The organism is Bacillus sp. N447-1, from assembly GCF_022701035.1.
GTDB lineage: Bacteria > Bacillota > Bacilli > Bacillales > Bacillaceae_G > Bacillus_A > Bacillus_A cereus.
On the sequence record NZ_CP065509.1, the window covers coordinates 4,066,687 to 4,088,918 of the forward strand.

A 22,232-nucleotide genomic window follows, 5' to 3' on the forward strand; every position below is an offset into this window, starting at 1 on the left:
TAATTGGGCGTTTACGGGCACCAGGGCTCCCATCTAACTTCTTTGCTTCAGCTGAGTTTTGAGGTGGAGGTCTTACTGCCCACAAATAGCGGGGTAAAGAAGATAAGTAGAGGATTCTACTTATCTTCTTTTTGGCACCAAAAGCTGTAGTTTTAAATTTATCTTGACGAATAAGGTTTCGTTTTTTACACTATTGTATATAATAATTAACAATCATATAAATGCCTTGAAGGGGAAGAGTATAACATGAAACGTCTTCAGAGAGGAGAATCATTAGCTGGGAGATTCTCTAGATAGTTATGTTAGAAGGTAGCCCTGGAGCATCTTTTCTGAACGGAACAGTTCTTATTAGGAAAAGACGGATTTGTCCGTTATCAAATTAAGAGTATAAGCAAATTATGAATTTGTTTGTAAATAAAGGTGGTACCGCGATGTCCCTCGTCCTTTTTGGATGAGGGACATTTTTTATTTTAAGGAGGGAAAATAATGTCAAACACGGAAAAGAATTTACCAACTAAATATGATCATATGTCCGTTGAAGAAGGCCTTTATCAATGGTGGCTTGAAGGCAAATATTTTGAAGCAACAGGAGACGAGAAGAAACAACCGTATACAATTGTAATTCCACCTCCGAACGTAACTGGTAAGTTACACTTAGGTCATGCTTGGGATACAACTCTTCAAGATATTTTAACTCGTACGAAGCGTATGCAAGGATACGATGTACTATGGCTTCCAGGAATGGACCATGCTGGTATCGCAACACAAGCGAAAGTAGAAGGAAAACTTCGTGAAGAAGGTATTTCACGTTACGATCTTGGCCGTGAAAAATTCCTTGAAAAAGCTTGGGAGTGGAAAGAAGAGTACGCTTCTCACATTCGTCAACAATGGGGGAAAGTTGGTTTAGGACTAGACTATTCTCGTGAACGCTTCACATTAGACAAAGGTTTATCAGATGCGGTTAATAAAGTATTCGTTCAATTATACGAAAAAGGCTTAATTTACCGTGGTGAATATATCATCAACTGGGATCCAGCAACACGTACAGCTCTTTCTGATATTGAAGTAATTCATAAAGAAGTTCAAGGTGCATTCTACCATATGAACTATCCGTTAACAGATGGTTCTGGTCACATTCGTCTTGCTACTACTCGTCCAGAAACGATGCTTGGTGATACAGCAGTAGCAGTTCATCCAGAAGACGATCGTTACAAACATTTAATCGGAAAAACAGTTACACTTCCAATCGTAGGCCGTGAGATTCCGATTATTGCTGATGAGTACGTAGAAAAAGATTTCGGAACGGGCGTTGTAAAAATTACACCAGCTCATGACCCGAATGACTTTGAAGTAGGTAACCGTCATGACTTACCACGCATCTTAGTAATGAACGAAGATGGATCGATGAACGAAAAAGCTGGTAAGTATAACGGTATGGATCGTTTCGAATGCCGTAAAGAATTAGTAAAAGACTTACAAGAAGCTGGCGTATTAGTAGAAATCGAGCCACATATGCATTCAGTAGGTCATAGTGAGCGTAGCGGTGCGGTTGTTGAGCCTTATTTATCAACACAGTGGTTCGTAAAAATGGCTCCACTTGCTGAAAAAGCAGTAGCGCTTCAACAAAAAGAAGAAGAAAAAGTAACGTTCGTACCAGAGCGTTTTGAAAACACATATTTACGTTGGATGGAAAATATTCATGACTGGTGTATTTCTCGTCAATTATGGTGGGGACACCGTATTCCAGCTTGGTACCATAAAGAAACTGGTGAAGTATACGTAGGTACAGAAGCACCAGCAGATATTGAAAACTGGAATCAAGATAACGATGTACTTGATACATGGTTCAGTTCAGCATTATGGCCATTCTCCACACTTGGTTGGCCAAATGAAGATTCAGCAGACTTCAAACGTTACTATTCAACAGATGCACTAGTAACGGGTTATGATATCATCTTCTTCTGGGTATCTCGTATGATTTTCCAAGGTTTAGAGTTTACAGGCGAGCGTCCATTTAAAGATGTATTAATTCACGGTTTAGTTCGTGACGAGCAAGGTCGTAAAATGAGTAAATCTCTTGGTAACGGTATTGATCCAATGGATGTTATCGAGAAGTACGGTGCAGATGCAATGCGTTTCTTCTTATCAACAGGAAGTGCACCAGGTCAAGATTTACGTTTCAGCATGGAAAAAGTAGAATCTACTTGGAACTTCATTAATAAAATTTGGAACGCATCACGTTTCGTATTAATGAACATGGATGATATGAAGTATGAAGAAATCGATTTAACTGGTGAAAAATCAGTTGCGGATAAGTGGATCTTAACTCGCTTAAACGAAACAATCGAAAGCGTAACACGTAACATGGATAAATATGAGTTCGGTGAAGCTGGTCGTTCATTATACAACTTCATTTGGGACGATTTCTGTGATTGGTATATTGAAATGGCGAAACTTCCACTATACGGTGAAGATGAAGCAGCTAAGAAAACAACTCGTTCTATTTTAGCTTACGTATTAGATCAAACAATGCGTCTATTACACCCATTCATGCCATTCGTAACAGAGAAAATTTGGCAACATTTACCGCATGAAGGCGAGTCTATTACAGTAGCTGCGTGGCCAACAGTTCGCGAAGATTTACAAGATACGGAGGCTGCGGCAGAAATGCACCTTCTAGTTGATATCATTCGCTCTGTTCGTAACATCCGTGCAGAAGTAAATACGCCAATGAGCAAAAAAGTTCAAATGCAAATTAAAGCAAAAGATGAGGCTGTACTTGCTCAACTTACGAAAAACAGCTCTTACATTGAGCGTTTCTGTAACCCAAGCGAATTAACAATTCAAACAGACTTACAAGCGCCAGAAAAGGCAATGACTGCAATCGTATCAGGTGCAGAGTTATTCTTACCGTTAGCTGATCTTATCAATCTTGATGAAGAGAGAGCTCGTCTTGAGAAAGAACTTGAGAAGTTCGATAAAGAAGTAGAACGTGTACAGAAGAAACTTTCTAACCAAGGTTTCGTAGCGAAAGCTCCTGCAGCGGTTATTGAAGGAGAGCGTGCGAAAGAGCAAGATTACCTAGAAAAACGCGAAGCAGTTCGTCAACGTCTAGCAGATCTTGAAAAGTAAAAATGTTTTTAGAGACTCACTATATTGGTGAGTCTCTTTTCTTTGCGTATAATAGAACTATGAAAGTTGTCTTTTGAAAGGGGAAAAATATACGTGATACATACATACGAAGAAGCGATAGGGTGGATCCATAGCCGATTGAAATTTGGAATTAAGCCAGGATTAGAAAGAATGAGATGGATGTTAGAAGAACTTGGAAATCCAGAGCGTCATATCAAATGTGTTCATCTTGCTGGTACAAATGGAAAAGGTTCAACGTTAACATATATGCGTTACATGTTAGAAGGCGCGAAATATAAGGTAGGAACGTTTACCTCTCCTTACATCGAATCATTTAATGAACGCATTAGTGTGAATGGAACACCAATTGCAGACGAAGAGATTACTGAACTTGTAAAGCTGGTAAAACCAGTCGTGGAAAAACTAGATGAAACGGATTTAGGGGAAGCGACAGAGTTTGAAATTATTACTGTTATGGCGATTTGCTATTTCGGCAAATTCAATTTCTGTGATGTTGTTTTATTTGAAACAGGGCTTGGTGGACGTTTTGATTCTACCAATGTTATACACCCTGTTCTCACGATTATTACGAATATCGGTCACGATCATATGCATATTTTAGGAAATACACTAGGAGAAATTGCATATGAAAAGGCGGGGATTATTAAGTCTGGCGTGCCGGTAATTACTGGTGTACAAGATGAAGAAGCTTTGCAAGTCATTCAAAATGTTGCAAAGGAAAATCATGCAAACTTATACGAGATGGGCAACCATTTTACAGCATTACATAAACAGTCTAGTGAAGATGGAGAACAGTTCGATTTCACTTGTCCTTTCGCCTCTTTTGAAGATGTGCGAATCACAATGAAAGGCAGCCACCAAGTAGGAAACGCAGCACTTGCGCTTATGGCAGTCATGTATGTAAAAACATACTTATCATTTTTAATTGAGGAAGAAGAAATAAGAACTGGATTACAGGAAGCGTATTGGGTGGGGCGCTTTGAAAAACTGCAAAGTAATCCAGATATTATTATAGATGGTGCTCATAATCCAGAAGGTATCGAAAGCCTTGTGAAAACAGTAGAAGCGCATTACAAAGATGAAAATGTAATAGTGTTATTTACTGCCCTTGGTGATAAACAATTACATAACATGGTAGGCCAATTAGAAACCATTGCAGATGAAATTATTTTTACAACATTCGCCTTTGATCGTGCTATTTCTGCTGATAAGCTTGCATCATATTCACAGAAAGAATCAAAATTAGTTTTTGAAAATTGGAAAGAGGCAATTGATACAAAAGTTGAAATGATAGCAGAAAATGATGTTTTTATCATAACAGGTTCTCTTTATTTCATTTCTGAAGTACGAAAATATATTTGTGAGAAAAACTAGATAGTCTTTGCTATCTAGTTTTTTTGTTCTACAAATGAAGTCAAATGCATACATATAAGATAAATATATAGGGTTATTTGGCGAATTCCTCTGACAAATATCTCGTTTTTTTATGAAATGAATATGATATGATGCGGACAACGATAAGAGGTGAGGTGTGAGTGTATGGACAAGCAATCACGAACGATCTCAGTGAAAGTGAATGGAACAGAAGCGAAGTATGAGGAAAAAAAGAAAGATGAATTTGAATGGATGGTAGTAGAAAGTGAACGACCGAAAAATGTTGTTCCGTTTCAAAAAGCGAAATCAATGTCTGTGGAAAAATACCGAAAGAAGTGGAGTAATACATTAATTGTAATCGTTGCAACTGCAATCATTATCGGTACGGCGTTTGGAATGGGGATGCTTCATTTACTTACTGGACAAGGAACGACAGGAGGAAGTGAAGTGACAGCTTCAAGGCCGACTGGAAATGGAGAATCAAAGGTGGGTGGAACGGCAGAACAAACACCAGCACCGAAAGAAGAAAAACAAAAAGCACAAGCAGGAACGTCATTGGATCCAATGAAATTATTTTTTGTTCAAGGGGGGCTTTATTCTTCTGAAGAAAAGGGACAGGCAGCTCTTGAAGAATGGAAAGGCAATGGGGGCATTGGTGCTTTAAGACCGAGCGGTGATAAGTATGCAATAGTTGTTGGTATTGCTAGCGATGAACAGTCTATAAATCAATTAATGACTAAGTATAAAAATGATGGTGTCTCCGTTTTAAAAAAGAACTGGGATATAACAGATAAAGCATTGCTGAAAGATGATAAAGAAGTAGGAACATTTTTAACAAAAGTGCAGCCATTATACACTCATTTAGCAAAATATGCTTCTAGCGTACAAGTTGGTGGAAAAAGCAGCGCAAAAGATATAGAAGTAATTGAAAAAGAATGGAAAAAGGTTGAAAAAGAAGGGAAAAGTATGAAACAAGAAGAAGCAAAGAAACTGTATATGTATACGTCGGTAGCTGTACAAACAGTAAAAGATGGGAAGATGGATAAGGAATCTTTGGCGAAATTAAATCAAGTTATTATTGATGGTTTACTCTCGTATGAAAAAATTGTTTCGTAGAAAGTGAAATGATAGGATAATAAAATGAGTAAGAAAGAAGTACATGTACTTCTTTCTTTTCTTTTGAATTTAGAGCAAAGTGCTTTCTCTATGACAGGAATATAATCGTATGCAATAAAGAAGTGTTATTTTAGTTAGAGAAATTAATATTTCTTTCATTTGTGGGCAAACTATTCCTTTGATACGATTAATATAAATTGTTCTGCTTCATGTGAGAAAGGAAGGAGAAAATATGAGAAAAATAATTTTAGCTTCAGGGTCACCTCGGAGGAAGGAATTGCTTGAGTTAGCTAGTGTGCCATTTGAAATCGTTGTAAGTGAAGTAGAGGAAACAATTGGTGCATATTCATCGCCTTCTGATATTGTAATGTCGCTTGCCTTGCAAAAAGCATCAGCGGTGGCAGAAAATAATAGTGATCACATTGTGTTAGGTGCAGATACAATTGTTACATATGAGTCGCGTATTCTTGGTAAGCCTTCTAATGAGGATGAGGCGAAAGAGATGTTGCAATTACTATCAGGGAAAACACATGAAGTGTATACAGGTGTTGCAATTATAGCAAAAGAAAAAACGGTTACTTTTTATGAGCGTACAGAAGTTACATTTTGGGAGTTAACAGAAGAGGAAATTGATACATACGTCGCGTCGAAAGAACCTTTTGATAAAGCCGGTAGTTATGGGATTCAAGGTAAAGGATCTATTTTCGTTCAAAATATTCAAGGGGACTACTATAGTGTAGTTGGCTTACCAATTGCACGTCTCGTTCGGGAATTAAAACAATTTGATATTGATGTAACCCATGCGTAAAATTGCATGGGGTTTTCTTTGAGAGAACAAATAAAGGGGTGGAGAGATGAACGGTATTCGTGATGTTGTAAGAGAAGAACAGCCACGGGAGCGTTTATTGTTAGAAGGTGCTGGAAGTTTATCAAATCGAGAGCTTCTCGCAGTGTTACTCAGAACAGGTTCTAAAGAAGAAACAGTTTTAAAGTTGTCAGATAAAATTTTACATCAATTTGATGGCTTACGTATGTTGAAAGATGCAACATTAGAAGAGCTAATTAGTATACATGGTATTGGGATTTCAAAGGCATCGCAACTTATGGCAGCCTTTGAACTAGGCAGAAGAATGGTACGTTTAGAATATCAAAATAGATATAGTATTCGAAGTCCAGAAGATTGTGCGAAATACATGATGGAAGAAATGCGTTTTTTACAACAAGAGCATTTTGTTTGTTTATATTTAAATACAAAAAATCAAGTTATACATAGGCAAACGATCTTTATTGGAAGTTTAAACACGTCAATTGTACACCCGAGGGAAGTTTTTAAAGAAGCCTTCCGTCGTGCAGCAGCCTCTATCATATGTCTTCATAACCATCCCTCAGGAGATCCCACGCCGAGCCGTGAAGATATTGCAGTAACAAAACGCTTAGTAGAATGCGGCCAGATTATCGGAATTGAAGTGCTTGATCATATTATAATAGGTGACCATAAATTCGTGAGTTTAAAGGAAAAAGGTCATATTTAAGACTATGCTTTTTACTTATTTTGTTTTATAATGTGATTTATGAGTTTTTTGTAGAAATTTATCTACAAAAAGGATAAAGATATAAAAAACGTACTGTTTTTATAATATAAAGTAAGAAAAAATGAGTCCGTGAAAACAAGAAAGGAAGATAAATAATATGTTTGGATTTGGTGGATTTACTCGCGATCTTGGAATAGACTTAGGAACTGCGAACACGCTTGTATATGTAAAAGGAAAAGGTGTAGTTTTACGTGAACCTTCAGTAGTTGCGTTACAAACTGATACGAAACAAATCGTTGCTGTAGGTAGCGATGCAAAACAAATGATTGGTCGTACACCAGGGAACGTTGTGGCACTTCGCCCGATGAAAGACGGTGTAATTGCTGATTATGAAACAACTGCAACAATGATGAAATATTACATTCAACAAGCTCAAAAATCAAACGGTTTCTTCTCACGTAAGCCGTATGTAATGGTATGTGTACCATCTGGTATTACAGCTGTAGAAAGACGTGCAGTAATCGATGCGACTCGTCAAGCGGGTGCTCGTGATGCTTATCCTATCGAAGAGCCATTTGCAGCAGCAATTGGTGCAAACTTACCTGTTTGGGAACCAACTGGTAGTATGGTTGTTGATATCGGTGGCGGTACAACAGAAGTTGCAATTATTTCTCTAGGTGGTATTGTAACAAGCCAGTCAGTCCGTGTTGCTGGTGATGATATGGACGATTCAATCATTCAGTACATTAAGAAAAGCTATAACTTAATGATCGGTGAAAGAACAGCTGAAGCATTAAAATTAGAAATTGGTTCTGCAGGCGAGCCAGAAGGTATCGAGCCTATGGAAATTCGCGGTCGTGATTTAGTAAGTGGTTTACCAAAAACAGTACTAATTCAGCCAGAAGAAATTGCAGATGCATTAAAAGATACAGTAGATGCGATTGTAGAATCAGTTAAAAATACGTTAGAAAAAACTCCACCTGAATTAGCGGCTGATATTATGGACCGCGGTATCGTATTAACAGGTGGCGGGGCATTACTACGTAATTTAGATAAAGTAATTAGTGAAGAAACGAAAATGCCAGTTCTTGTTGCAGAAGATCCATTAGATTGCGTAGCAATTGGAACAGGTAAAGCATTAGACAATATCGATCTTTTCAAAACTGCTGCTCGATAATATTGCAAAATAAAAATCAGTGAAATTAAGAGGGTGTGAACGTGCCACAGTTTTTCTTAAACAAAAGATTAATTGTTTTGTTGGTTAGTATTATTCTTCTCGTGGCATTGATTGGAATCTCATTGAAAGAACGGAACAGTTTAACATGGCCAGAGCAGTTTGTTAAAGATACTGTCGGTGTTGTAGAACGTGTATTCCAAAAGCCAGCGAAATACGTAGCTGGATTCTTCGAAAATGTAGAGGATGTAAAGCGCACGTATGAAGAGAATAAAGAATTAAAAGCAAAATTAGATAATTATGCAGGTCTATCAGGGAAAGTAAAACAATTAGAAGATGATAACAAGAAGTTACAAGAGCTAACTGGTAAAAAAGAGTTAAATAGCGGGTATACTGAAATTCCAGCTACTGTTGTTTCTCGTAATCCAGATAAATGGTACGATTTAATTGGAATTGATAAAGGGGCACAGCAAGGAATTAAAAAAGATATGGCTGTAGTAACTTCACAAGGGTTAGTTGGAAGAGTGAAAAGTGTATCTCAGTTTACATCATCAGTAGAATTACTAAGTTCTATGAGCCGAACAAATCGCGTTTCTGCTATTGTACAAGGGCAAGAGAAAATCTTTGGATTGATTGAAGGTTATGACAAAGAAAAGCAATTACTTCTTTTCACAAAGATTGGCTCTGATGCACCGGTAGAGAAAGATCAACTAGTTGTAACATCTGGACTGGGTGATATTTTCCCGAAAGGTCTTGTAATTGGAAAAATCGTTGAAGTTCAGCCGGATGCATATGGCTTAACAAAAACAGCTTATGTAAAACCTGCCGCTGATTTAAATGACGTAGAGCATATTACGGTTGCTAAACGTGCAACACCTTCAGCGCCATTAGAATAGGAGGAGAAGAAGAGATGATGAAGATATTAAAAAGAGCAGCTCTTCCTCTTTTGCTCCTTTTTGTGTTTCTATTTGAAAATATGTTTGCTACTGTTGTTCCAACGGATGTATTTTGGAAAGACAGCATAGCAGCACCGCATTTCTTTATAATCGTCTTATGTTTTATTACAGTGTATTATAGTCCGGTCCAAGGGATTTATTACGGACTATTATTTGGCTTCTTATTTGATACCGTATACACAGAACTTGTCGGGATATATATTTTTGCTTATCCGATTTTAGCTTATTTAGTATATAGTGTGATGAAAGTACTACAATTGAATTTATTTATTGTTGTTTCTATCATATTAGCTAGCGTTGTAGCACTAGAGTATTATGTGTATGGATTCTTAACTTTATTAGGACGTACTCATATGCCAGCGTATGTCTTTTTCACAGATCGTCTCCTTTCTACTTTATTGTTAAATGCTATTTTCTTATTGATAGTTTGTTTCCCACTGAGACGATATATAGTGCGTCTTTCAAAAGCGATGGAAGAAAAAGAAAAAAGGATTTTCTAATTTTATGTCGAATTGAATCGGTGGGGTGAACTTTAGTGGAAGAAAAAAAGCAACAAAATGTAACGATAAAAGGGACAAAAGATGGGATAACGCTTCATTTAGATGATTGTTGTTCATTCTCAGAGTTATTGATGGAATTAGACGAAAAACTTTCTACACATTACTACGATGGTGATGGGCGCTCTTTAATTGAAGTGCATGTGAAAGTAGGAAATCGTTATTTAACAGAAGTCCAACAAGAAGAGATTCGTACGTTAATTCGTAATAAAAAGAATCTTGTTGTGGATTCAATTGAAAGTGATGTTATCACTAAAGCAGAAGCAATAGCTTGGAAAGAAGAAACAGAAATTGTCCCTATTTCCAAAATTGTTCGCTCTGGACAAGTTTTACATGTAAAAGGAAATTTGTTGTTAATTGGAGATGTTAATCCAGGCGGAACGGTTATCGCTGGGGGGAATATTTTTGTCGTAGGATCATTAAGAGGAATTGCACATGCTGGGTATTATGGGGATTCGGATGCTGTAATCGCTGCATCTGTTATGAACCCGATGCAACTTCGAATTAGTGATGTGGCAATGCGGGCTCCGGAAGAGAAAGAAGACGGAGCGGAGGCGGCAGAATGTGCGTATATTAATGAGAACAATCACATTGTTGTCGATCGCCTGCAACTTCTCACTCATCTTAGACCTAATTTAACAAAGTTAGAAAGGGGAATTGTATAGCTGTGGGAGAGGCAATAGTAATTACATCTGGAAAAGGCGGAGTAGGTAAAACTACTACATCTGCGAACATTGGTACGGCCCTAGCGTTATCTGGAAAGAAAGTGTGCTTAATTGACACAGATATCGGTCTTCGAAATTTAGACGTAGTAATGGGGCTGGAAAATCGTATTGTATTTGATCTTGTTGATGTCGTTGAAGGGCGTTGCCGTTTACCTCAGGCTCTTATTAAAGACAAACGTTTTGATGATCTTTATTTATTACCTGCAGCACAAACGAGTGATAAATCAGCGGTAACACCTGAACAAATGGATGAATTAATACAAGTATTACGTCAAGATTATGATTACATATTAATCGATTGTCCTGCGGGGATTGAGCAGGGATTTAAAAATGCGGTAGCTGGTGCGGATAAAGCAATCGTTGTTACGACTCCAGAAGTATCCTCAATGCGCGATGCGGATCGTATTATTGGGCTTTTAGAAAAAGAGGATATTGAACCACCCAAACTTGTTATTAACCGTGTACGTAGTCATATGCTTCATGAACAGGATATGTTAGATGTTGATGAAATTGTACGTACATTGTCAATCGAGCTTCTTGGTGTTGTCGAAGATGACGATGAAGTTATTCGAGCTACAAATACAGGTGAACCTGTGGCGTTGCAACCAAGCGGAAAAGCAGCGTTGGCTTATCGTAATATTGCAAGACGCTTGTTAGGTGAGAATGTACCATTACAAGCATTTGAACAAGAAAAGGTATCGGTATTTGCAAAGGTGAAAAACTTCTTTGGAATCCGTTAAGAGCACTTCGCACATATGCGAGGTGCTTTCTTTTTTCTTCACACGAATATCTTTCTTTCTTAGCTCATACATATGTACAAACTGTATACAACTGTTTCTAATGAAATTAGCTTAACGAAAGAAAGGAGACAGTATGAAGAATAGACGCGTAGAAGAAATTAAAAAGCGGATTGCAAAAAGGAAGGCCGAGCAAGAAAGGATGGAGGAAGAGCAGTATTTTAACGGAGGGAATTTTGATAGTGAAGCAGTATTTATTGAAGATGGAGAAAAGGAAATGCATCCTTTATTTCGAAAGGAAGTCTTTTTCTTCAAAGTTTTATTATCAGCAATATTAGTTCTTTCGGTTGCTATTTTATATAAGAATGCTCCTTCTTCATTCAATGGAGCTAAAGCTGTTACAGAAAAAGTGATGAAAGAGGAATTTCAGTTTGCTACTGTAGCGAAATGGTACGAAAAGCAATTTGGAAAACCGCTTGTATTCTATTCGCCGAACGAGAAAAAAGAAGGAAGTATTCAGCAAAAAGATTATGCAATTCCTGCTTCTGGAAAGGTAATGCAAGGGTTTCAAAAAAATGGCCAAGGTGTATTTGTCCAAACAGCTACAAATGCAAAAGTGGAGTCAGTAAATGAAGGGTTAGTTGTTTTTGCAGGCAAGAAAGAGGAACTTGGAAATACAGTTCAAATTCAACATGCAGATGGTACGGAGTCATGGTATGCAAACTTAAACGATATGTCAGTGAAATTATATGATTACGTTTCAAAGAAACAAAAAATTGGAACGGTGAGTAATGATACAAATGATAAAAATGGAAAGTTTTATTTCGCGATAAAAAAGAATGAGAAATTTATTGATCCGATCCAGGTGATATCATTTGATTAAATATAGGGACGTTTTAACGAAAATTTCCGTGCATCCATTATTTTGGGTTATTATTCTCATTGGTATTTTTACTGCGCGTTTTAAAGAGTTACTACTGTTATTTTGTATTGTTCTTATTCATGAACTTGGGCATGCTTTTGCAGCAGCACACTATAATTGGCGTATAAAAAGAATTCAGCTTTTGCCGTTTGGTGGCGTTGCCGAGCTTGAGGAACATGGTAATAAGTCATTGAAAGAGGAACTTGTTGTCGTAATTGCAGGACCGATTCAACATGTTTGGATGATGCTGGTAGGTTATATGTTGTTCAAAGCTGGTTGGCTGAATGCAGATTTATATTATTTCTTCATGTGGAATAATATAATTATTTTAGCATTCAATTTACTTCCTATTTGGCCGTTAGATGGCGGGAAAGTATTGTTTAATGTATTATCATATCGTTTCCCTTATTTACAAGCACATGAAAAGATGATGCAATTGTCATGTGTTTTTTTTAGTGTAATATTAGGATGGCAGTTACTTTGGAATAGTAACAATATTATGATGTGGGTACTACTCATATTTTTAGCAGTGTCATTATATCAAGAGTGGAAACAAAGACGGTATGCATTTATGCGTTTTTTATTAGAACGTTATTATGGAAACAAAAGAGGAATCGAAAAGATTGCACCTATTGAAGTGCGAACGGAAGATCGTTTATATACGATCTTCACAAAATTTCGTAGAGGATATAAGCATTCTATTATCGTCCGTGGAAAATATAAAGAGCATTACACATTGGATGAAAATGAATTGCTCTATGCATATTTTACTGAAAAACGAACAACTTCATCAGTTGAAGAATTAATCGGTTAGTGTTGACGATAGCACTAACCTTTTATTATTGTAAAAGCAAAGAAGATTATAAAGTGAGGAAATAATTTTGAAAACGTTATATGTGAATTACGCTGGTTCGGAAAAGCGCGTTGCAATTGAAGAGAAGAAAAAGATTGTTGAGTTTTTATGGAAACGTAATGAAGAGCAAGAGATTGTTGGGCATATTTATGTTGGACGTGTCGTAAGAACAATTGCTGGAATGAATGCAGCTTTTGTAAACATCGGTTTAGAAAAACATGCTTACCTTTCATACGATGATGTACCATCTTCTTATCGTATACATGAAGGGCAAGCGATACTCGTACAAGTTGTGAAAGAGGCAATTGATACGAAAGGGCCTAAATTGACAGCGAATATAGAATTTACCGGGAAATATGTCGTTTATATGCCGTTTGATGAGATGCGCGCTGTTTCTCGAAAAATAAAAAATAATAAAAGAAGACAACAGTTACTCCAAATTGAAATAGAGGGAACGGGGGGGTACATTTTCCGTTCTGCTTCTGAAAAAGGAGCAATTGAAGAAATACAAGCTGAAATGCAAGGGTTACAACAGTTGTATGAAGAGTTAAAAAGAAAAGAGGGTCAAGGAAAGGTGCCGTTATTACTTCATCGACCGGCGACCTTTTTAGATCGTGTATTTCAAGAGAATCCAATTGAAACAATTGAAAAAGTAGTTGTAGATACAAGAAGTATAGTAAAGGAATTAGAAGACAAAGTTGGAAAAGAAAAAGTATCTTTTTATAATGAAAAGTCTTCGATGTTTAACTATTTTGGAATAGAGCGTGAGATTGAGAAAGCACTCCAAAAAATTGTTTGGCTTCCAAATGGTGCTTATTTAATTGTAGAACAAATGGAGACGATGACTGTAATTGATGTGAATACGGGCAAGTTTACGGGAAAACAAAATTTACAAGATACAGTACTTCGCACAAATGAGCTAGCCGCTGAAGAAATTGCACGCCAATTAAGACTTCGTGATATTGGTGGTATGATATTAATTGATTTTATTAATATGAAAAAAAGAGAAGATAAAGAAAAGGTAAGAGAATGTCTCATAGCTGCTATGCAAGGTGACCGAACATATACAAGGGTGCTCGGCTTTACGGAGCTAGGGATTTTGGAAATGACACGTAAACGTAAAAAGCATTCTTTACGGGACGTATTATTAAAAGAGTGTGTACCTTGCAAAGCGACGGGTTATATGATGTCGCATGAAACAATTGCGTATGAGTTAGAGAGAGAACTAATCACATATGGCAATATAGAAGATGAAGCAGTATTAATCGCTGCGCCTAAAGAACTGCAAAAACAGTTTTTGCAAAAAGGATTACAAAAAAATATTCCATTTGAAATTTATTTCAAAGATGATATTATCGAAAAGTATGCTATCGTTCGTTTTGGAAGTAAAAAAGAAATTGTAGAACGGAAAAAATAGTTAGCAGAACATTTATTGACAACCGTCTATGATTCATGATAACATCTTTATGTTATAGTTTATAGCACCTAAACGGCTATATGCTACAACCGCACAAGACAGGTTCCCTAAAGGCATTTATGTCTACCTCGTTTTTGGCGAGTCTTAGTAATTAAGAGGAGGTGCAAGTATGTACGCAATTATCGAAACAGGTGGAAAACAAATTAAAGTTGAAGCTGGTCAAGCAATCTACATTGAAAAATTAGATGTTGAAGCTGGTGAAACTGTTACTTTTGACAAAGTTCTTTTCGTTGGTGGCGAAAACGTTAAAGTTGGTAGCCCAGTTGTAGAAGGTGCAACAGTTACTGCGAAAGTTGAAAAACAAGGTCGCGCTAAGAAAATCATCGTTTTCAAATACAAAGCGAAAAAGAACAATCGTAAGAAACAAGGTCATCGTCAACCTTACACTAAGCTAGTTGTTGAAGCTATCAACGCTTAATTCTGGTTAACATGATTAAAATTACGATAAGTCGCACGAAATTAGGAAGTATCCAATCATTTAAAATGACTGGACATGCCGATTATGCGCCACATGGACAAGACCTTGTCTGTGCTGGAACTACAGCGGTTGTGTTTGGTTCTATAAATGCAGTGGAAGAACTTTGTAATGTGCAAGCAACTATTGAACTCGGAAGTGATGGCGGATTCTTAACGTATGAATTGCCTAATGATTTAGACGTTCATGCAGCAGAAAAAGCACAAACGCTTTTAGAAGGATTAGTTGTTTCGCTTAAGACGATCGAACTTGATTACGGAAAGTATATCCGTTTAATAGAAAAAGTGCAGGAGGTGTAACGTATGTTAAGATTAGATCTTCAGTTTTTCGCATCTAAGAAAGGTGTAGGTAGTACAAAGAACGGTCGTGACTCTCAGTCAAAACGTCTTGGTGCTAAACGCGCAGATGGTCAAACGGTTACAGGTGGTTCAATTCTTTACCGTCAACGCGGTACAAAAATTTATCCAGGTGTTAACGTTGGTCGTGGTGGCGATGACACTTTATACGCGAAAGTTGACGGCGTAGTACGCTTTGAGCGTCTTGGTCGTGACCGCAAACAAGTGAGCGTATATCCTGTTGCTCAAGAAGCATAAGAACTCACGGAAAACTCTAACCTGAGTGCAGGTTAGAGTTTTTCTATATTAAGGGGTATCTAAATGAATGAAAAATGGACAATTATAGATGCATTGCGCCATTCAAGACATGATTGGCTCAATCGTATGCAGATGGTGAAAGGAAACCTTTCCCTTGGAAAAGTGGAAGAAATTCATAGTCTCATCGATCGTTTTGTCCAAGAAGCGAGACAAGAATCCAATCTGATGGGGCTATCAATGCCTTTATTTTCAGAGTGGATTTTAACATATAATTGGAAACAGCAGCCGTGCTTATTGGAGTACGAAGTATTAGGGAAATTACATAACTTATCTCACTTAGATGAGACTGTATGTACATGGACGAATCAATTTTTCTCGATGCTTCAGCATAGTTTAGACGTATATGTTGAAAATTATGTTTGTATCACAATTGAATGTGACGCGGATAATGCTCGTTTCTTTTTTGATTTTCGTGGTAAGCTAACGAGTGTAGAAGAACTACAGAATTGGCTTGCGACCCAAAACAATAAATGGTATTCCATTTCTTATACAGTGCGAGACGAAGAAGTCTCAGTTATATTACAACCAATTGAAAAAAGTGTGGTGAAATAATGTTTGTAGATCAGGTCAAGATATATGTAAAAGGCGGCGACGGTGGTAATGGTATGGTTGCGTATCGTCGTGAGAAGTATGTACCAAAAGGTGGCCCAGCAGGTGGCGACGGAGGTAAAGGTGCAGATGTTGTTTTCGTAGTTGAGGAAGGCTTACGTACATTAATGGACTTCCGCTACCAACGTCATTTCAAAGCTGATCGCGGTCAGCACGGAATGAGTAAAGGTCAGCACGGACGTAAATCTGAAGATTTACTTGTAAAGGTTCCGCCAGGAACAGTAGTAAAAGATGAAAAAACTGGTCAAATTCTTGCCGATTTAGTAACGCATGGACAAACTGCTGTAATTGCAAAAGGTGGCCGTGGTGGCCGTGGTAACTCACGTTTCGCAACAGCTACGAACCCAGCGCCAGAAATCGCTGAGAACGGGGAACCAGGTCAAGAGCGTGATGTTATTCTAGAACTTAAAGTACTAGCAGACGTTGGACTTGTTGGATTCCCAAGTGTAGGTAAATCTACATTATTATCTGTTGTATCATCAGCGCGTCCGAAAATTGCAGAGTATCACTTCACAACAATCGTTCCGAATCTTGGTGTTGTTGAAACTGGTGATAACCGCAGCTTCGTTATGGCTGACCTTCCAGGACTAATTGAAGGCGCACATGCTGGCGTCGGACTTGGACACCAATTCTTACGTCATATTGAGCGTACACGTGTAATCGTGCATGTTATTGATATGTCTGGTTTAGAAGGCCGTGATCCATATGAAGATTACGTAACGATTAATAATGAATTGAAAGAATACAATCTTCGCTTAACTGAGCGTCCGCAAGTTGTTGTTGCAAACAAAATGGATATGCCAGATGCAGAAGAAAACTTACAAGCATTTAAAGAGAAAGTGGGAGACGAAGTAAAAATCTTCCCAATCTCAGCTGTAACAAGACAAGGTGTTCGTGACTTACTGTTTGAAGTAGCGAACTTAATAGAAACAACACCAGAATTCCCAATACATGAAGTTGCGGATGAGTCTGATACAAGTGTAATGTACAAATTTGATACTGAAGGTGTTAAATTTGAAATTACACGTGAAAGTGATGGCACGTTTGTTATCTCTGGTTACGATATCGAGAAAACATTCAAGATGACAGACTTCTCACGTGATGAATCTGTACGTCGTTTCGCTCGTCAAATGCGCGGAATGGGTATTGATGAAGCGCTTCGTGCACGTGGTGCAAAAGACGGAGATATTGTAAAAATTCTTGAATATGAATTTGAATTTATCGATTAAGACTGCCGAAATACGGCAGTCTTTTTTTATATCGTAAAAATCGGATTTATATAGGAAAAAATCCCCACTAATTAAATTTTCAATTTATAATAAAAAGGGAGTGGTTTTTAGAAGAATTTTTTATGGGGAGAAAACGAACATGTATAAAATATTAATTGTAGAAGATGATGAGAAAATCGCGGGAATATTAGAAGAGCATTTAGAAAGATATGGCTATCAATCATTTAGAGCAAGTGATTTACGTCAAATAAAAGATGAGTTTGTAAAAGTGAATCCTCATCTCGTGTTACTTGATATTAATTTACCGTACTTTGACGGTTTTTATTGGTGTCGTCAAATTCGTACTGTATCGAATGCGCCAATTATTTTTGTTTCTGCAAGAACAGGAGAAATGGACCAAGTAATGGCGATTGAAAATGGCGGCGATGATTATATTACGAAGCCATTCCATTTAGATATCGTAATGGCAAAGGTGAAGAGTGCGCTTCGCCGTGGTTACGGAGAGTATGCTTCTGCTGCTGAGAGTGATTGTTTAGGTGTAAATGGACTGTTGTTATTCCCGTCTCAGCATATTGTTGAGTGGCAAGGACAACAAACTGAACTGACAAAAAATGAGTTTTACTTATTAGAGTGTTTAATGAAACAGGTGAATCAATATGTAACGCGCGAAGAACTGTTAGAAGCTCTATGGGATGAAGTAGCATTTGTGGATGATAATACATTAACCGTAAATGTAAAACGTGTAAGGAAGAAACTAGAGGAGTTAGGCATTAAAAATGCAATTGTAACGAAACGTGGATATGGTTATGCGCTTCTTACGGAGTGGGGCGAAGGGCATGAAGGTTAAAAATTACCTCATGGACCGCTTTTCTTTAATTCTTTCTTATATTGTTAGCCTTTGTTTATTTGGGCTCGTTTTACAGTTGCAAAGTCTTTTAGAAAAGCGATCCATTGATTGGAGTACGTGGTTATATGGACTTTTATTAGGAACAGTTGTGTTTACTGTATACCTCATTTACGATTACCGAAAACGGAGTGTGTTTTTAAAGAGGATCGAAAAGTATGTTACTGGTGGAAATACATTACATGACTCTTTACTTATTGATGAATCTTATACATCAGAGCAAGAAATGGTCGTTGAATCTTTTACGTTATTAAGACAGCAATATATGAATGAAGTTCATAAACAGCATGCGAAAGAGCAACAGCAAATGATATTTATGAACCAATGGATTCACCAAATGAAAACACCAGTATCTGTTATTGAATTATTGCTGCAAAAGTTTGGCAAAGAGCATCGTGAGGCAAGAGCAACAGTTGAAAGTATTCGTGAAGAAAATAACCGTATACTAAATGGTTTAGATTTAGCGTTACATATGGCAAGACTAGAGCAGTTTGCGAAAGATTATAAGGTAGAAGTAGTAAATGTTATAGATGTCGTGCGAGGTATTATTAATGAAAATCGGAAATCCTTCATTCAATCGTCTGTATTTCCGAAAGTGATGTTTGAAGAAGATACTTGTATGGTTGCCTCTGATAGAAAATGGCTAAGTATTGCTATAGGTCAAATCGTTGTAAATGCAATTAAGTATACGAAAATTTCAGCGGCAGAGAAAAAGGAAATTCAATTTCAAATTGAAGAGAAAGACCAAAAGGTGTTATTACATATTAAGGACAATGGAATCGGTATTCCAGAGCAAGATGTAAAGCGCATATTTGATCCATTCTTTACGGGGGTAAATGGCCGTAAAACGAGAGAAGCGACTGGAATGGGGTTATATATTACGAAGGAAATTTGCGATAATTTACATCATGGAATGTATGTCCAATCGGCTGAAGGAGAAGGGACAACATTCACGTTCCAATTTGCAAAAGATGAAGAATATCATACATTGATGAGAAAAATGACAAAACTGTAAGATAACAAAACGTTTTGTAAGGGAAATCACTCGTTTCTTTTTCTTATTTTTCTTATAGTAAATGTAAGAAGAAAACACGTAGGGGGATTAGAAATGAGTGTTCTTGAAGTAAAAGGATTAACGAAGGTGTACCAATCAAAAGGTTCAGTAGCGACGACTGCTTTAAACGATATAAATTTTAAAATAGAAGAAGGCGAATTTGTAGGGATTATGGGTCCTTCAGGAAGCGGGAAAACGACGCTTTTAAATTTATTAGCAACAATTGATAAGCAAACTTCAGGTCATGTGCTTGTAAATGGTGAAGAAATTAATCAAATGCGTGCTGCAAAATTAGCGGAGTTTCGCCGTACACATTTAGGGTTCATCTTTCAAGATTTTAATTTACTTGATACGCTATCGATTAAAGAAAATATTATTTTACCTCTTGTAATGGCGAAGAAATCTGTAAATGAAATAGATGCAAAAGTGCTTGAGATTGCAAAGTTCTTAAATATTGAAGAAATATTAAATAAAAAAGTATACGAAGTATCTGGGGGACAACAACAACGTGCAGCAGCAGCGAGAGCAATCATTCATGAACCGACGTTAATTTTAGCAGATGAGCCAACTGGAAACTTAGACTCGAAGTCAGCGAAATCGCTAATGGGCGCTCTGCAAGATTTACACGAGCAAAAGAAAGTAACGATTGCAATGGTTACGCACGATCCAGTAGCGGCTAGTTATTGTGAACGTATCCTTTTCATACGCGATGGGGAAATTTTCTCGGAAATACATAAAGGAAGAACGAAACAAGCCTTTTTCCAAGAAATTCTGGACGTACTTGCGATGCTAGGAGGAGAATATCATGAACTTTCGCCAGCTCGCGCTTAATAACGTAAAAGGAAATTGGCGTAACTATAAAGCGTTTCTTATAAGTAGTTGTTTATCGATTGTCGTATTTTTCATGTATGCTTCTTTTATTTATCATCCAGATGTCGTAAGCGGTAATATTAGTATGAGAAAGATGATCACAAAAGGATTAGAATCGATGAATTATATTGTGGTCATCTTCTCGGCACTCTTTATTTTATATGCAAATTCAACGTTTTTACGAGCAAGAAAAAAAGAGTTTGGTCTACTAACATTAATAGGTGGAACGAAATCGCAGATCGGCCGAATGATTATATTAGAGCAACTGATGTTAGGTAGTATTGCAATTGTAATTGGTATTGGGGTTGGAATGCTTTGTTCAAAATTATTTTTCCAAGCGTTAAGCGTATTATTGAAAATAGATAAGACACTTCCACTTGTTTGGAATAGTAAAGCAGTTCTTATTACAGCTGGCGTATACTTTATCCTATTTTTAATCCTATCATTGTTTAGCGTTTGGACAGTAGGACGCTTGCAAATTATTGATTTATTAAGAGAAGCTAGAAAGCAAAAAGTAGAGCCGTTTGCATTTACATGGTTATGTGTAGTTGGTATAGGATGTATTATTGCTGCATATGTACTTAGCTTCCAAGTAACGTTTCTGAATTTCCTCATCCTCTTTTTACCGGTGGTAGGACTGACAATTGGCGGAACGTATTTATTATTTACACAAGGTAGTACAGTTGTATTAAAAGCATTACAAAAAAGAAAGCAATCTTTCTATACGTATCCAAATATGTTTGTTCTTAGCAATCTTATTTATAAAATGAAAGATAATGCTCGTTTTCTATTTGTAATTTCTATTATTACGGCGGTAGTATCTTCAGCAGTAGGTACACTGTACGTATATTTTGAAAATATGAGTGCGAAAACGGTAGAACTTACACCACATGCTATTTCATATGAGGAAAAGGGGTTAAATACGCATAATCTTATTAATGAAGAAAAGGTACAGGAGCTTGTGAAGAGACACGGGTTTGAAGATGCGCGAAAAGTAACCTACGTTAAACTACCGGCAACACAGAAAATAACGTTGTTTAATAGTGAACATGAAGTACCGATGACGATTATTTCAGAAAAAGAATATAATGCAGAAGTGCGCAAACAAAAGAGAGAGCAACCTACAGAAGTTCATAATGCACCAGGTAGTGCAACGATGGTTATGGTTGATATGTCAAATGAACTGATGAAGATAGATCGTACGAAACCGTATGAATTTACAATTAACGGGCAAAAGCAGTCTGTTCAATTAAATAATCCAACGCAGTATTCTGTTTTTAATGATAGTGAATATCTTATTGTAAATGATCAAGATTTTGAGAAATATGCAAAACTCGTACCAGATGAAGAAAAGACGAAATATTACGGTTATTATATCGAGGATTGGAAAAATACAGAAAATCTTGTATTAGATTTGAAAAATGAAATTGCACCAGAAAAGCAAGGAGAATTGAGAAATTCAGTGTTTGCGTATAAGGATATAAGAGAAGGTGGAGCAATTACAATGTTCATCGGTTTCTTCGTAGCGGTACTGTTCTTCTTCTTCGCTTGTAGTATGACATACTTTAAATGGTTTAACGATAAAGAACAAGATCGTATTCAATTTAAATCGTTAAAGAGAATCGGTATGACAGATAAAGAAATTCGCAAAATTGCGATTCGACAAATGGGAGTTATCTTCTTTATCCCAATTTTAATCGGTTCCATTCATAGTGGAGTTGCTCTTCATACGTTAGGGAAAATGCTTTATATTGATTTATGGAAATCAGGTGCGCTTGTAATTGGAGCATACATTTTAGCTTCTGCCATTTACTTTATGATCGCGCAAAGAGGATATTTAAAACACGTAAAAAGCTAGGGGA

General features: G+C 37.0%; 22 protein-coding genes and 2 other annotated features. All 22 genes read left to right on the plus strand.

Features of this window, described 5'->3' with window-relative positions; all coding sequences use genetic code 11:
* Window positions 1-217: 217 nt before the first annotated feature.
* Window positions 218-449, plus strand: a binding site (T-box leader).
* A 37-nt stretch (window positions 450-486) separates the two neighbouring features.
* The 22 genes from IQ781_RS20640 to IQ781_RS20745 all read left to right on the plus strand — a co-directional run bounded on the left by IQ781_RS20640 (window position 487) and on the right by IQ781_RS20745 (window position 22,228).
* The gene (locus IQ781_RS20640; RefSeq protein ID WP_000072244.1) at window positions 487-3,132 is read left to right on the plus strand and encodes a valine--tRNA ligase; all 2,646 of its coding nucleotides are present in this window, start codon (window positions 487-489) and stop codon (window positions 3,130-3,132) included.
* A 93-nt stretch (window positions 3,133-3,225) separates the two neighbouring features.
* Window positions 3,226-4,527 (plus strand): bifunctional folylpolyglutamate synthase/dihydrofolate synthase, encoded by a 1,302-nt coding sequence (locus IQ781_RS20645; protein WP_139847183.1) that lies wholly within the window; start codon window positions 3,226-3,228, stop codon window positions 4,525-4,527.
* A gap of 165 nt (window positions 4,528-4,692) precedes the next feature.
* Complete coding sequence (locus tag IQ781_RS20650) at window positions 4,693-5,643, plus strand: stage II sporulation protein B (protein WP_000361009.1); 951 nt, start codon at window positions 4,693-4,695, stop codon at window positions 5,641-5,643.
* Between the two features lie 232 nt (window positions 5,644-5,875).
* A complete protein-coding gene (locus IQ781_RS20655) occupies window positions 5,876-6,451 on the plus strand; it encodes a Maf family protein (RefSeq protein WP_001226290.1) in 576 nt (191 codons plus the stop codon).
* Between the two features lie 46 nt (window positions 6,452-6,497).
* Complete coding sequence (gene radC, locus IQ781_RS20660) at window positions 6,498-7,175, plus strand: RadC family protein (protein WP_001013390.1); 678 nt, start codon at window positions 6,498-6,500, stop codon at window positions 7,173-7,175.
* A 157-nt stretch (window positions 7,176-7,332) separates the two neighbouring features.
* Window positions 7,333-8,352 carry a cell shape-determining protein MreB gene (mreB, locus tag IQ781_RS20665; RefSeq protein ID WP_000466736.1) on the plus strand — a complete coding sequence of 340 codons (1,020 nt, stop codon included), beginning with the start codon at window positions 7,333-7,335 and terminating at the stop codon, window positions 8,350-8,352.
* A 41-nt stretch (window positions 8,353-8,393) separates the two neighbouring features.
* The gene (gene mreC / locus IQ781_RS20670) at window positions 8,394-9,245 is read left to right on the plus strand and encodes a rod shape-determining protein MreC (RefSeq protein WP_001135488.1); all 852 of its coding nucleotides are present in this window, start codon (window positions 8,394-8,396) and stop codon (window positions 9,243-9,245) included.
* Window positions 9,246-9,259: 14 nt separating this feature from the next.
* Window positions 9,260-9,805, plus strand: coding sequence for a rod shape-determining protein MreD (gene mreD / locus IQ781_RS20675; RefSeq protein ID WP_000975766.1), 546 nt, complete (start codon window positions 9,260-9,262; stop codon window positions 9,803-9,805).
* A gap of 35 nt (window positions 9,806-9,840) precedes the next feature.
* Window positions 9,841-10,527, plus strand: coding sequence for a septum site-determining protein MinC (gene minC, locus IQ781_RS20680; protein WP_000391521.1), 687 nt, complete (start codon window positions 9,841-9,843; stop codon window positions 10,525-10,527).
* 2 nt (window positions 10,528-10,529) lie between these two features.
* Window positions 10,530-11,327, plus strand: coding sequence for a septum site-determining protein MinD (minD, locus tag IQ781_RS20685; protein WP_000503309.1), 798 nt, complete (start codon window positions 10,530-10,532; stop codon window positions 11,325-11,327).
* Between the two features lie 133 nt (window positions 11,328-11,460).
* Window positions 11,461-12,207, plus strand: coding sequence for a stage IV sporulation protein SpoIVFA (gene spoIVFA / locus IQ781_RS20690; protein ID WP_000797471.1), 747 nt, complete (start codon window positions 11,461-11,463; stop codon window positions 12,205-12,207).
* Window positions 12,200-13,060, plus strand: a complete 861-nt coding sequence (spoIVFB, locus tag IQ781_RS20695) for a stage IV sporulation intramembrane metalloprotease SpoIVFB (RefSeq protein ID WP_139847184.1) — start codon at window positions 12,200-12,202, stop codon at window positions 13,058-13,060. Before spoIVFA ends, spoIVFB begins: the two co-directional genes overlap by 8 nt.
* A gap of 67 nt (window positions 13,061-13,127) precedes the next feature.
* Window positions 13,128-14,516, plus strand: a complete 1,389-nt coding sequence (locus IQ781_RS20700) for an Rne/Rng family ribonuclease (protein ID WP_139847185.1) — start codon at window positions 13,128-13,130, stop codon at window positions 14,514-14,516.
* A gap of 77 nt (window positions 14,517-14,593) precedes the next feature.
* Window positions 14,594-14,671: a sequence feature (ribosomal protein L21 leader region), on the plus strand.
* Window positions 14,672-14,685: 14 nt separating this feature from the next.
* Window positions 14,686-14,994: a 50S ribosomal protein L21 gene (gene rplU / locus IQ781_RS20705; protein ID WP_000270907.1), complete on the plus strand. Its 309-nt coding sequence runs from the start codon at window positions 14,686-14,688 to the stop codon at window positions 14,992-14,994.
* Window positions 14,995-15,005: 11 nt separating this feature from the next.
* The gene (locus tag IQ781_RS20710; RefSeq protein ID WP_001973720.1) at window positions 15,006-15,350 is read left to right on the plus strand and encodes a ribosomal-processing cysteine protease Prp; all 345 of its coding nucleotides are present in this window, start codon (window positions 15,006-15,008) and stop codon (window positions 15,348-15,350) included.
* A 3-nt stretch (window positions 15,351-15,353) separates the two neighbouring features.
* Window positions 15,354-15,644, plus strand: coding sequence for a 50S ribosomal protein L27 (gene rpmA / locus IQ781_RS20715; protein WP_000944958.1), 291 nt, complete (start codon window positions 15,354-15,356; stop codon window positions 15,642-15,644).
* A gap of 63 nt (window positions 15,645-15,707) precedes the next feature.
* Window positions 15,708-16,256, plus strand: coding sequence for a sporulation initiation phosphotransferase B (locus IQ781_RS20720; protein ID WP_001003584.1), 549 nt, complete (start codon window positions 15,708-15,710; stop codon window positions 16,254-16,256).
* Window positions 16,256-17,542, plus strand: coding sequence for a GTPase ObgE (gene obgE, locus IQ781_RS20725; RefSeq protein ID WP_000497128.1), 1,287 nt, complete (start codon window positions 16,256-16,258; stop codon window positions 17,540-17,542). The genes IQ781_RS20720 and obgE overlap by 1 nt, the downstream gene beginning before the upstream one ends.
* A gap of 139 nt (window positions 17,543-17,681) precedes the next feature.
* Window positions 17,682-18,389 (plus strand): response regulator transcription factor, encoded by a 708-nt coding sequence (locus IQ781_RS20730; RefSeq protein WP_000276723.1) that lies wholly within the window; start codon window positions 17,682-17,684, stop codon window positions 18,387-18,389.
* The gene (locus tag IQ781_RS20735) at window positions 18,379-19,461 is read left to right on the plus strand and encodes a HAMP domain-containing histidine kinase (protein ID WP_000865411.1); all 1,083 of its coding nucleotides are present in this window, start codon (window positions 18,379-18,381) and stop codon (window positions 19,459-19,461) included. The genes IQ781_RS20730 and IQ781_RS20735 overlap by 11 nt, the downstream gene beginning before the upstream one ends.
* Before the next feature lie 93 nt (window positions 19,462-19,554).
* Window positions 19,555-20,331: an ABC transporter ATP-binding protein gene (locus tag IQ781_RS20740; protein WP_000114529.1), complete on the plus strand. Its 777-nt coding sequence runs from the start codon at window positions 19,555-19,557 to the stop codon at window positions 20,329-20,331.
* Window positions 20,306-22,228, plus strand: coding sequence for an ABC transporter permease (locus IQ781_RS20745; protein ID WP_001011407.1), 1,923 nt, complete (start codon window positions 20,306-20,308; stop codon window positions 22,226-22,228). Before IQ781_RS20740 ends, IQ781_RS20745 begins: the two co-directional genes overlap by 26 nt.
* Window positions 22,229-22,232 lie beyond the last annotated feature (4 nt).